The organism is Novosphingobium marinum (assembly GCF_013408095.1).
Lineage (GTDB): Bacteria > Pseudomonadota > Alphaproteobacteria > Sphingomonadales > Sphingomonadaceae > Novosphingobium > Novosphingobium marinum.
Genome location: NZ_JACBZF010000001.1, coordinates 861318 through 873008, shown reverse-complemented (window position 1 = coordinate 873008; position 11691 = coordinate 861318). Strand labels below are relative to the sequence as shown.

Annotated in this window: 9 protein-coding genes and 1 tRNA gene; 6 read left to right on the top strand and 4 right to left on the bottom strand. The window is 63.4% G+C overall.

The genetic code is table 11. The features are described from left to right. The 3 genes from FHS75_RS04190 to FHS75_RS04180 are packed head-to-tail and all read left to right on the top strand — an operon-like array spanning nt 1 to nt 3613. The gene (locus FHS75_RS04190) at nt 1-459 is read left to right on the top strand and encodes a hypothetical protein (RefSeq protein WP_179406429.1); all 459 of its coding nucleotides are present in this window, start codon (nt 1-3) and stop codon (nt 457-459) included. Further along, on the top strand, nt 452-3325 hold the full coding sequence (locus tag FHS75_RS04185; protein ID WP_179406428.1) for a tape measure protein: 2874 nt from the start codon (nt 452-454) through the stop codon (nt 3323-3325). The genes FHS75_RS04190 and FHS75_RS04185 overlap by 8 nt, the downstream gene beginning before the upstream one ends. 12 nt (nt 3326-3337) lie before the next feature. Beyond that, on the top strand, nt 3338-3613 hold the full coding sequence (locus FHS75_RS04180) for a hypothetical protein (RefSeq protein WP_179406427.1): 276 nt from the start codon (nt 3338-3340) through the stop codon (nt 3611-3613). Between the two features lie 176 nt (nt 3614-3789). Here FHS75_RS04180 and FHS75_RS04175 read toward each other — a convergent pair whose 3' ends face one another. Beyond that, a complete protein-coding gene (locus tag FHS75_RS04175; protein ID WP_179406426.1) occupies nt 3790-4131 on the bottom strand; it encodes a hypothetical protein in 342 nt (113 codons plus the stop codon). Nucleotides 4132-4207: 76 nt separating this feature from the next. Between FHS75_RS04175 and FHS75_RS04170 the strand changes: the two genes are divergently transcribed. Both FHS75_RS04170 and FHS75_RS04165 read left to right on the top strand, forming a co-directional pair. Next, nucleotides 4208-4372, top strand: a complete 165-nt coding sequence (locus FHS75_RS04170; protein WP_179406425.1) for a hypothetical protein — start codon at nt 4208-4210, stop codon at nt 4370-4372. Nucleotides 4373-4387: 15 nt separating this feature from the next. Further along, nucleotides 4388-4915 carry a hypothetical protein gene (locus FHS75_RS04165; RefSeq protein WP_179406424.1) on the top strand — a complete coding sequence of 176 codons (528 nt, stop codon included), beginning with the start codon at nt 4388-4390 and terminating at the stop codon, nt 4913-4915. 933 nt (nt 4916-5848) lie between these two features. On the opposite strand, the gene FHS75_RS04160 is transcribed toward FHS75_RS04165, so the two are convergent. Both FHS75_RS04160 and FHS75_RS04155 read right to left on the bottom strand, forming a co-directional pair. Beyond that, nucleotides 5849-5923: transfer RNA gene (locus FHS75_RS04160), tRNA-Asn, on the bottom strand. A gap of 107 nt (nt 5924-6030) precedes the next feature. Beyond that, nucleotides 6031-6798 (bottom strand): NAD kinase, encoded by a 768-nt coding sequence (locus FHS75_RS04155; protein ID WP_179406423.1) that lies wholly within the window; start codon nt 6796-6798, stop codon nt 6031-6033. A gap of 77 nt (nt 6799-6875) precedes the next feature. Between FHS75_RS04155 and FHS75_RS04150 the strand changes: the two genes are divergently transcribed. After that, complete coding sequence (locus FHS75_RS04150) at nt 6876-8186, top strand: EAL domain-containing protein (RefSeq protein WP_179406422.1); 1311 nt, start codon at nt 6876-6878, stop codon at nt 8184-8186. On the opposite strand, the gene mfd is transcribed toward FHS75_RS04150, so the two are convergent. Continuing rightward, nucleotides 8183-11689 carry a transcription-repair coupling factor gene (gene mfd / locus FHS75_RS04145; protein ID WP_179406421.1) on the bottom strand — a complete coding sequence of 1169 codons (3507 nt, stop codon included), beginning with the start codon at nt 11687-11689 and terminating at the stop codon, nt 8183-8185. The genes FHS75_RS04150 and mfd overlap by 4 nt on opposite strands. Nucleotides 11690-11691 lie beyond the last annotated feature (2 nt).

The window sequence follows — 11691 nt, the reverse complement described above, 5'->3', positions numbered from 1 at the left end:
ATGACGAAGCCCATTACCGCAGTCGACCTTCCGTTCGCCGATGGCACCTATCGGTTCTGGCTGACCCTCGCACCGCTCGCCGAACTCGAGCGCACGCTCTCCGAGCTTGCAGCAAATGCACCCGAAAGGCCTGCCTCGATGCTCGGGCTCGAATGGCAGCTGCGCTCCGGCATCTCGCTCACCGAGGAGGGCAAGGCGGTCTACACGGGCGCTGCGGACTCTTCGGCGGTGAAAGCCATTCGAGAGACCATCCGCCTTGCCCTTGTCGGCGGCAATCTTGCCATCGTCGACGGCGAAGAGCGCGAAGTGAGCCCGCAGCGAGCGAAGGAACTCGTCGAGACCTACGTCTACCCCGAGCGCCCGCTTGGCGAAGCGGCGGCGATGGCCTGGCGCATCCTTGGCGCTGCCGTCTACGGAGATACGCCTTCGGCATCGAGCGAGGAGAAGGCCGATGCCTGATATCGATCCCGTCATCTTCGAGTTTCACGCGCGGGTGAACGGGTACCTTGCCGATATCAACCGGACGACACGAACCGTCGACCAGAAAATCGGCCTGCAGGAACGCCGCATCAAATCGCTCGAAACTCAGATGGCGAAATCGAGCACCGCGATCAGCGGCCATCTTCGCGGCCTTGCCGGCACACTGGCCACCTACTTCACGGGCCGCGAGCTTACAGGCCTGATCGACAACTTCACCCGGCTCCAGAACCAGCTGCGGGTGGCCGGCCTAGAAGGCGATGCACTTGCCAAGGTGCAGGAGCGCCTGTTCGAGGTCGCCAACCGCTATGGCGTGGCTGTCAATTCGCTTTCCGAACTCTACGGCAAAGCGGCCCAGGCCCAGAGAGACCTCAACGCGACTACCGGGGATCTTCTTCAGATCACCGAAGCGACCGCGCAGGCCCTGAAGATAACCGGCACCTCGACTGTCCAGGCATCAGGGGCCATTCTAGGCCTTACTCAGGCCCTTTCGTCCGGCATAGTGCGTGCCGAGGAATTTAATCAGATCAACGAAGGCGGTCTTAGGCCGCTGCTGCAAGTCGTCGCTGCAACCGACAAGTGGAACGGGTCGGTTGCTAAACTGCGTAACGCGATCGTGGAAGGCCAGGTCACCTCGGACGAATTCTTTCAGGCCATCCTCGCAGGCTCCGAGATGCTTGAGCAACAGGCAGCCAAGGCGACGCTCACGCTTGAAGGCGCGTTCACCGCACTGCAGAACCGGCTCGTGCAACTGATCGGCGGCGCTGCCGATGCCCATGGAGCGACGCAGGCTCTCGCGAGCGCGGTGCAGGCTCTGGCGGACAACCTTGAAGACATTCTGCCCATTCTCGCCATCATTGGCGCTGCGATCGGCGGCAGGATGGCTGCCGCACTTGTGAGGATGAGCGGTGCGGCAACAGCAGGTTCGGCAGCCGTATTCGCGTTGCGCGCCCGGATGGCAGGTGCCGCTACCTCGGCCGAGGCGCTCACCTTCGCCGGGCGGGGTGTTGCTGGCGTGTTCGGAGGCCCCGTTGGCCTTGCGGTGACCGCCCTGACGCTCGGGCTCGGATATCTGATTGCCACGACCGAGAACGCAGAAGACAGGCTCAACCGCTTGAGCGATGCAGCGTCGCGCGCCGAAAAGGAAGCCGACGATCTTGAGCAGAGGCTTCGCGATGCGGGCGTCGCCATTGCCGATACCGGCACGGCGGCCGATCGCACGAGCAGCAAGGTGGATGGCCTTGCCGGCGCCTTCGTCCGGGCGAAGAACAAGGCCTTCGAGCTCGTCGACGCGCTCAACAAGCTGGGTCTGGCACGCATTGCAAACAGGCTGGGAGAGATCCGGGAGGAGCGCGCGCAAATCCGCCGCGACGCCGTCACGAGAGCCTCCACGTTGGGCCAGACACGAACCGGGGATGCCTATGCCGTGCAGGGCAGGGCACGTCCCGATCGCTTTGCCGCATCCGATGCCGCATCGCTCGCTCAGCTGGCGAAGGAAGAGGCTGCGCTCAACCGGCAGGCCATCGCGATCGCGAAGGGAGTGGCTGCAGGCGTTGACGTCACCTCCCCCACCTCGATAAGCGGTACGCCTGCAGCGAGCACCGCAAGCGGAAGCGGTCGCAAGGGGAGCGCCCGTGGCTCGTCAGGCCCTACGGCGGCAGAACTCAACGCCCGGTATCGTGACGAGGTCGACAGGCTGCAGAGCGAGGAACTGCGGGCAAAGTTCGACCTTGCGACGAACGCCGAGGACAGGGCCGAACTTGCCCGGAAAATCCTGTCTCTCGAACGCGATGAACGCCTGCGGCAGATTGCTTCGGAGCGCGACTACACGGCCGAGCAGAGGGAGGCGATGGAAGCGGCCATCCACCGGCTCTACGGAGGCGACGGCATTGTCGACGGGCAGGGCAACATCATCGCCGAGGGAAGGCCGGGCCTTCTCATGCAACAGGTCATGCGCGACCTGATGGAGCGCGAGGCTGATCTAGCGAACGACATGCTCGCACGGCAGGCAGGCACCCTCGAAGCATGGGCCGACCTCGAAACGAACACGCAGGAGCGCAACCGGCTCGAACGCGACGCCCTTGCGATCCATCAGCAAATCGAGCGCAACCTGCTCGACCAGGAAATCGCATCGGGACAGGTCGCCGATGCCGAGCGCGCCCAGGCGGAGCTTGCCAGCCTTCAGGCAGCTGCACGCGTACGGCTTTCGCGCAACCAGATGACGCCAGGCCAGCGCTACGCCTTCGACTTGCGCACGTCCGCAGAGAACGTGAACGAGGCTGTCGAGGCAATACAGGTGCGCGGCCTCGACAGCCTGAATGATGGCCTCGTGGATGCTGTCATGGGCGTCAAAAGCCTTGGCGACGTGTTCAAGAACGTTGCCGACCAGATCATCGCCGACTTGCTGCGTATCGCCATCCAGCGCTCGATCATAGGCCCGCTTGCGGATGCCATCTTTGGCGGCATTGGCGCTGCCGGTGGGGGCGGTCCGATCGACCTGCTTGCCGGAACGCCTTATGCCGGCGGAAGGGCCTCAGGCGGGCCTGTAGCGCCCGGCAGGCTTTACCGAGTGAACGAAGGCGCGTCACCGGGCCGGGTGGAAGCGTTCGTGCCCAACGTCGGCGGCGATATCATTCCTCTGGGGAGGATGAATGCTGCGATGGCCGGCGCGCCTGTCAGCCAGAGCATCAACGTCACGGTGAATGCCCGCGACGCTGTCCTCACGCATACCGTCAGGGAATGGGTTGCGCAGGGCGTGCAGATAGCGACGCAGGCTGGTTCGCAGATTGGCGCCAAGCAGGCCGAAGCGCGCATGGCCAGCCGATCGCGGCGCAGGATACCGGGCTAGGGGTTGAGCAGTATGTCTAGTGACGAACCAACAGATCACGCGGCAGCGATACAGCTGCAAGCTGACAGCGCTGAGATCGCTGCAATCGTAATGGCGGCAGTTACATCAAAAGCCGAACGCAGCAGGGAGACGCTGAGCGGACGGCATATGACTGCTGGCATCGAAATGATGCTCGCGGCTGCTTGGAATTTCGCCGAGGCCGCAGACGATAACCAGGACGGACAGCGCGCAAAGAGGTACGCGAGATTGCTGCGTAATCACGCAGATTCGGTCGAAAAGCTAGGTTGAGCGGGAAAGGCCTGCGCTCGCGGAACCAGCGCCCTTCAGCTTTCCCTGAGAAGAGGCGCTAGCACCGAGGCTTCCACGGTACCTTTCCAGTGCAGCGATATCTCTGAATCGAAGCTGCAGCCGAGGGTGGAACTGGAGCAAGCCTGCGCGTCCTTTCGACGGGATCAGGGGCCTCATCAAATCCACCTGAACTTCGGAGCGCCGGTCATCGCCGTAATGAAGATATCGGTGCCGGGTCCAAGCGGTTCGAATGCCGGACTCGTCGTGCTGTCCAGCGTAAGGGTAAGGCTGGGCGCGGACGAGGGTTGGTTCTGCGCGATTGCGAAGGTCACCTCCTCGCCGCTACCGACATAGAAGACTACGCCGCTTGCGCCAATCGGGCGATCGGGGAGAATTGCGCCATTTGTGGTTCCATCGGGAACGGCCGTTAGATCGCAATTAGCGGCGAGCGTGACGACCGGATCGGCTTCTACAAGCCTACCGGCACCGCCTTCGAAGTCAGGGAGTTGGTCTGCCATAAGATCCTCGCTTTTGCTGCTGCGAGGATGGCAAGGTGGGGGCCGGAAATTACCGCCATAACAGGAGATCAGTGGCTTGCTGGCAGCTTATCTCACAATCGCTTGGATCTTTTCACTGGCATGGCAACTGGCGCGCGTTGCTGGCGAAGGGCGGATCGAGGACTACGTGCGGCTCGTCCGGAGCCATGCGGATGCGGCGGAGCGTATTGCCAACAAGTCGTTTGATGATCGGGGCAGGTAATCATATGGCTTTTATATGGAATGGGAGACGCCCTGGTTTGGCTTCGCGATGAGCGCTGCATTCGCCTTCATCCGATGGCGCTGGCCCATTCTGCCACGAGAGATCGCCTCAGGTGGGCTGATCGCAAGCGTTGCAGTGATCGTACTGTCTTGGCTCAGTCTACCTTGGATTTTAGTCGCTTCTCTTTCGCTTAATGCAGGTTTTGCGACGGGCTGGGTCGACGCTTTTCTGACGCGCCGGAAGGGTATTGGAGGAAGTTCAACCAGCACAATCCCCATTAGCAGTGAGCGACAGCGTAAAATCGACGCTGGTCGAAAATTGGTCACCGATTATAATCGGCAGTCTGGCGAATTAAGTTTCGCCCGGTTCTTGGCGACGGAGGAAGCGTGGCTGGCGGTCAGACAGCATTTGAATCCAGAAGTCGTGAAGAAAATTGAAAATCCTCGCCTCACAATGTCGTCCCGAGGCGATGTGCGCGATGGCAAGCTATATCTATTGAGAGACGAACTCGATCGCTTAGAGCGAGAATGGGACTTAACCTGAGTGCATTTTGCCAGACATGGCAAGGTCAGGTGAGAAGCTACCAATCCTTAACCTAGCTACTGTATCCGGAGTGCGGACGCCACATCCTGCAGCCGTGGCAATCCATGTTGGAGAAGGCCCGGCGCGCCCCTTGCGACCGGGCCTTTTTCGTTTTCCGTCAGTTTCCCTTCAAGCTGCTCAGCTCAACGGCAGCCTCGTTGAGCTTGTCGCGATCGTGTCCGAAGCGCCGCATGAGATCCTTGGCTTGGCGGAGGCGAGGCTTGGATCGAGGCGAGGGGCATAAAAAACCCCGCTGTGCGCGGGGCAAAGGGCCGCATGCTTGGGGTGAGTGCACTATTGTGCCTGCGAACGGTCTATCGGACCAGCGCCACGCGTCAACTCGCTTCATGAGCAGTCAGCAATTCACATTAAGGAACCGGAAGGGCATTCTTGATTTAGGACGTCCGCGCCGCTACGTCGGCTGGCGTTCATTGAAGACCCGGAACTTTTCGCCCGGTGCCCCCTGGTGCCGGGCAATTTGTAAACGCCAGCGCCGGAGGACTAACAGAAGTTGTCGACAAAGGCGCAACTCTGTGATTCCATTCGCAATATGGAACGTGGCCAGCCCCATCCTCATCCTGAACCGTCGCCTTTGCGGCCAATGACCCTTGCGCAGGAGCAGGCTGCCGCGTTCGAGGAGGATCGACGGAAAGGTTTGCGACCCTGGCGTCAACTCCGCGCATGGAAGGTTCCATTCTTCGCAAGCTGACCGAACTTCAAAATGCTGAGAGACTGGCTCGAACTAGGCGCGATCGCACTGATGATCGTTCTGGCGGCGATCTTGCTGCTCAATTGAGCGCGATTCGTGTCGATCTTCACGAGGTTTCAGGTGTGGGGACCGGAAACGACTGAAGTCAATTTCCTTAAATATTTCAACACGTTATGTGAGAAAAATGGCTCCCCGAGTAGGATTCGAACCTACGGCCATTCGATTAACAGTCGAATGCTCTACCGCTGAGCTATCGGGGAGCGACCCTGCGATGTCTCCATCGCCGGGCAGGGGTGCGCCTATAGCAGCATGAAGACGTTTGGCAAGCCGTTGATGTCTCAAAATTCGGGCAGCGGCCCGGGTGGCCTCAGACCTGGAACTGCTCGGCGAAAATGCGCTCGTCGAGTGAGCTGGCGCGGTCGAAAAGCAGCGTGAGCTTGCGATCGTGCGCGACGGCGACGCGCACTTCGCTGATGTCGCGCACTTCCTTCTGGTCGGCCACGGCCGCGACGGGCCGCTTGTCCGGTTGCAGAACCGTGAACGTCACCCGCGACTTCTCGGGCAGGATCGCGCCCCGCCACCGACGCGGCCGGAACGGACTGATCGGCGTGAGGGCAAGGAGCTTCGAATCGAGCGGCAGGATAGGGCCGTGCGCCGAGAGGTTGTAGGCCGTGGAACCTGCCGGCGTGGCCACCAGCACACCGTCGCAGGAAAGTTCGGGCATGCGCAGCTTGTCGTTGACGCGCACTTCAAGTTTCGCGGTCTGGCGTGTTTCGCGCAGCAGCGAGACCTCGTTGATGGCGTGGAAACTGTGTTCGGTGCCAGCGTTGGTGACGGCGGTCATTTTAAGTGGCGTGATCGAGATCGGCTTGGCCTTCTCGATCCGTTCGATCAGGTGCCTGCTGCTGCGCGGCTTGTTCATGAGGAAGCCCACGGTGCCGTGGTTTACCCCGAATGCCGGTATCACGCGGTCGTTGTCGAGCATGCCGTGAAGGACGTGCAGCATGTATCCGTCGCCGCCAAGCACGACGAGCGCCTCGGCCTCCTCGGGCGCGACCCAGTCGTGCGCATCGGCAAGCGCATGCCGCGCCTCCTGGGCGCGCGGTCCATCCGATGCGACAAGTGCCAAACGCATGAAAACCCTCTCGATCCCGCGCCACAGATATGGCGGCGGTTACGGTTTGGCAAAGGCTTTGCCGTATTTCCGCGCAAATGGAAGGCGATGGGCTCCACCACGGCCACGGGCCGCGCGATGCGCTGACGGGCCTGCCGGGCCTCGACGTGCTGCAGCAGCGCATCGGGGAATGGCAGGATGCGGGCACGGAGCCGTTGGCGCGCGCGCACGTCCACGCCATGCTCGTGAGGCTGCGCCGCTTCGATGCGGTCAACCTCGCCTACGGAGCGGCGGCGGGGGACGGTGCGCTGGCCAAGGTAGCGGTCCGCATGGTGCGCTTCGCCAATTCCGAACTTGAGGGACAATGGATCGTCTCTCGCAGCAGCGGAGGCAGTTTCCTTCTCGCGGCGAGAGAGCGCTGCAGCCGCGAGCGCTGGCAGCTCGTCGCGGAGCAGCTTGCCGACGCGATTGCGCGCCCGATCGCGGTTCCGGCGGGGCTGTTGCGCCTGTCGCCGCGCATCGCTCTGCTGCGCGGCCTCGAGGGCGAGACGGCCGATTCGATGCTCGACAGGCTTGGCCATGCGCTGGCCGGGGCGGAGCGGAAACCCGGCATGCGCCTTGCCTGGGCGGACGGAGACATCACGCCGCCCGGACACAGTGCCGCGGAACTGGAAGCAGACCTCCTGGGCGCCATCGACAACGACGAGATCGAAATCGTCTACCAGCCGCAGTTCCGGCTTCCCGACGAGATCCTGACCGGTGCCGAGGCGCTGGCGCGGTGGAATCATCCCCGCCTCGGGCGGATCGGGGCCGAGACTCTGTTCGCGCTGGCCGAGAGGACCGACCATGTCGCGCCGCTTTCACGCCACATCGCCCGCCGCGCGCTGGAAGGCGCGGCGCTCTGGCCCGCCGACCTGCGGCTTTCGCTGAACGTCACGCCAGCCGATCTTGCGAGCGGCAGTTACGCGGCGCAGCTGTGCGAGAAAATTGCGGAGACCGGCTTTCCGGCAGAGCGCCTGACGCTCGAGGTGACCGAGCAGGCGTTGCTTCACGACATCGATCGCGCGGCCCGCACCATGGCCGAGCTCTCGGCGAAGGGCGTGCGCATCGCTCTCGACGATTTCGGAGCGGGGTTCTGCAACTTCAGGTACCTGAAGGTCTTGCCGCTGCATTACCTCAAGCTCGACCGGACGATGATCGACGGGATCACCTCTGACCCGCGCGACCTTGCGATATTCCGCGCGATGGTCGCGATGGCCGGCGCACTCGATCTGGAGGTCATAGCGGAGGGCGTCGAAGACGAGGCGCAGCGCGCGCTGATTGCGCGCGAAGGCTGCCGCTTCTACCAGGGCTTCCTGCGCGCGCCGCCGATGGAGCCGGCGCACTTCCTCGATCTTGCCGAAGACTAGGCGGGTTCGACCTGCTTCTGCGCCTTGCGCGCGATGGCTCCGAGGCCCCTCGTAAGCTGGAAAAGGCCGTTGAGCCGGGCCTTGGGATCGCCCCAGGCGCGGTTGACCTGAAGCTTGTTGTCGGGGCGCAGCTTGATCGTGCCCTCGCGCCTGGAGGCATATTCGACGAGCCCCGCCGGATCCGGAAAGCTGTCGTTGTGAAAGCTGACCAGCGCGCCGCGCGGCCCGACGTCGATCTTCGAGACCTGCGCCTCGATCGCCTGCCGCTTGATCTCGATCAGCTTGATCAGGTTGATCGTCGGCTGCGGCAGGGCGCCGAAGCGATCGATCATCTCGGCGGAGAGCGCCTCGATCTCCTGCTGCTCGGTCGCATCGTTCAGGCGGCGATAGAGCGCCATGCGCACGGCAAGGTCGGGCACGTAGTCTTCCGGGATCATGATCGGTGCATCGACGGTTATCTGAGGCGAGAACTTCTCGGTCTGCTTCGTGAGGCCCAGCTCTCCGGCCTTGGCAGCGACGATCGCATCTTCGAGCATCGACTGGTAGAGTTCGAAGCCGACTTCGCGGATGTGACCCGACTGTTCGTCGCCCAGCAGGTTGCCCGCGCCGCGAATGTCGAGGTCGTGGCTGGCAAGCTGGAAGCCGGAACCCAGACTGTCGAGGTCGCCAAGGACCTTGAGGCGCTTCTCCGCGACTTCGCTCAGCGAGGTGTTCGCAGGCGTCGTGAGGTAAGCGTAGGCGCGAAGCTTGGATCGTCCGACGCGGCCGCGAAGCTGGTACAGCTGGGCAAGTCCGAACCGGTCGGCGCGATGGATGATGATCGTGTTCGCCGAGGGTATGTCGAGACCGCTCTCGACGATGGTGGTCGAAAGAAGCACTTCGTACTTGCCCTCGTAGAACGCACTCATCCTTTCCTCGACCTCGCCAGCGCCCATCTGGCCGTGGGCAGTGACGGCCTTGATTTCGGGCACGTTCTTCGCAAGCCATTCCTCGACTTCGGGCATGTCGGCGATGCGCGGGACGACGATGAAGCTCTGACCCCCGCGATGGTGCTCGCGCAGAAGGGCCTCGCGCATCACCATGTCGTCCCACTCCATGACGTAGGTGCGGACTGCGAGTCGGTCGACCGGCGGGGTCTGGATGGTCGACAGCTCGCGCAGCCCCGACATGGCCATCTGCAACGTTCGCGGGATCGGTGTGGCGGTGAGCGTCAGGACATGGACATTGGTGCGAAGCTGCTTGAGCTTTTCCTTGTGGGTAACGCCGAAACGCTGCTCCTCGTCGACGACGACGAGGCCGAGGCGCTTGAAGCTGACCGACTTGGAAAGGAGCGCATGCGTGCCGATCACCACATCGAGCGTCCCGTCGGCGAGCGCGGCGCGCGTCTCCTTCGCTTCCTTCTCGGGCACTAGGCGCGAAAGCCGCCCGACCTTGAGCGGAAAGCCTGAGAAGCGCTCGGAAAAGCCCTTGTAGTGCTGGCGGGCAAGGAGCGTGGTGGGCGCCACCACCGCCACCTGCCGCCCGCTCATCGCCGCGACGAAGGCCGCGCGCAGCGCGACTTCGGTTTTGCCGAAGCCGACATCGCCGCAAACGAGGCGGTCCATCGGCTTGCCGTCGGCCAAGTCCCTCAGGACGTCGTCGATGGCGCGATCCTGATCGTCGGTTTCTTCCCACGGGAAGCGGTCGACGAACTGCGGGTAGGAGGATTCTTCCGGCTCGATCACCGGGGCCTTCTTGAGCGCACGTTCGGCAGCGGTCTTCATCAGCTCGCCGGCAATCGCCTGGATCCGCTCCTTGAGCTTCGAGCGGCGCTTCTGCCAGGCTTCGCCGCCAAGCCGGTCGAGAGGCACGGCTTCCTCGGCGCTGCCATAGCGCGACAGGACCTCGAGATTCTCGACCGGGATATAGAGCTTGTCGCCGCCGGAGTACTCCAGCATCACGCAATCGTGAGGGCTCTGGCCCACCGGGATCGACTGCAGGCCCTCGTACTTGCCGATACCGTGGTCCATGTGCACGACGAGGTCGCCGGGCGTCAGCGCCGCCAGTTCGGCAAGGAAGGCGTCGGCGTCCTTCTTGCGCTTCTTCCGCCTGACGAGCCTGTCGCCGAGAATGTCCTGCTCGGTAACGAGTTCGATCTCGTCGTTGGCGAAGCCGGTCTCGAGAGGGAGGACGAGGGCGGACGGTCGCCCTTTCGCGGCGAGGCCCAGCGCCTGCTGCCAGTCTTCCGCCAGCGCGGGCTCGGGCGGGACCGCTTCGCCGAGGATCGCCGCGATACGTGCGCGGCTGCCGGTCGAATAGGCAGCGACGATCGCCTTGCGCTTGGCCTTCGCAACCGAGTGCAGGTGTTTGGCCGCCGCATCGTAGGCATTGTCGCCGCGCGCACGTTCCGGAGCGAAATCGCGCGAATTGCGGAATCCGAAATCGACTACCTTGCCGCTTTCGGGCTGAGCGAAGGGATCGGCACGGTGCACGGGCCAGGCTGACAGCTTCGCGTCTAATTCATCCTGCCCGAGGTACAGTGCACCGGTATCGAGCGGTCGATAGCTGCCGGGAGCCTTGCCGGAGGTGTCCCTGCGAGCAGCGCAATAGTCGGCGATGTCCTTGAGGCGCTCTTCCGCAGCGCCCATCGCGGCGTTGTCGATCACGACGAGGTCGTATTCGGAAAGGTGGTCGAACAGCGTGACCATCTTGTCTTCGAACAGCGGGAGCCAGTGCTCCATCCCGGCGAGGCGCCGCCCGTCGCTGACTGCCTGGTAGAGCGGGTCGCCGGTCGCGTTCGCTCCGAACAGTTCGCGATACCGGCTGCGGAATCGCTTGACGCTGTCATCGTCGAGCAGGGTCTCGCTTGCCGGAAGGAGCAGGTGCCGGTCGACAGCGCCGGTCGAGCGCTGGTCGTTGGGATCGTACAGCCGCAGCGTCTCAAGCTCGTCGCCGAAGAAATCGAGCCTCAGGCCCTTGCCAAGGCCCGATGGCACGATGTCGAACACCGAGCCGCGGACTGCAAAATCGCCTGCATCGATCGCGGTATCGCTCCGAGTGTAGCCCTGCCGCCGGAGCAGGGCAACGAGGCTGTCGCGCCCGATCTCCATGCCCGGCTCGATAAGGCGTACCGACTCGCGGATTCGGAATGGGGTCAGCACGCGCTGGAGCACAGCGTTGATCGTGGTGACGAGAAGCTGAGGTTTGTCGCTCTTTCGCTGGAGGCGGTGGAGTGCCGAAAGCCGGCGCGCGCTTACCGAGTGTGCGGGGCTGGCCCGGTCGTAGGGCAGGCAGTCCCATGCGGGAAACTCTATGACGTCGAGTTCGGGCGCGAAGAAGGCGGCGGCATCGGTGACGCTGCGCATCTCGGCATCGGCTGTCGCGACAAAGACCGCGCGCCCGGATTTCTTCGCGGTTTTCGCCGCGCGGGCCAGGTCAGCCATGACAAGCGGCTGCGCGCCGCGCACGATGGAGGCGAGCGTCAGGGGCGAACTGGCGGAAAGGATGCGGTCGAAGTCTGGCATGG

Coding starts and splice junctions, on each gene's coding strand:
- FHS75_RS04155 (WP_179406423.1), bottom strand. CDS start 6,798: ATGCGTTTGGCACTTGTCGCATCGGATGGACCGCGCGCCCAGGAGGCG.
- FHS75_RS04190 (WP_179406429.1), top strand. CDS start 1: ATGACGAAGCCCATTACCGCAGTCGACCTTCCGTTCGCCGATGGCACC.
- FHS75_RS04165 (WP_179406424.1), top strand. CDS start 4,388: ATGGAATGGGAGACGCCCTGGTTTGGCTTCGCGATGAGCGCTGCATTC.
- FHS75_RS04180 (WP_179406427.1), top strand. CDS start 3,338: ATGTCTAGTGACGAACCAACAGATCACGCGGCAGCGATACAGCTGCAA.
- FHS75_RS04175 (WP_179406426.1), bottom strand. CDS start 4,131: ATGGCAGACCAACTCCCTGACTTCGAAGGCGGTGCCGGTAGGCTTGTA.
- FHS75_RS04150 (WP_179406422.1), top strand. CDS start 6,876: ATGGAAGGCGATGGGCTCCACCACGGCCACGGGCCGCGCGATGCGCTG.
- FHS75_RS04185 (WP_179406428.1), top strand. CDS start 452: ATGCCTGATATCGATCCCGTCATCTTCGAGTTTCACGCGCGGGTGAAC.
- mfd (WP_179406421.1), bottom strand. CDS start 11,689: ATGCCAGACTTCGACCGCATCCTTTCCGCCAGTTCGCCCCTGACGCTC.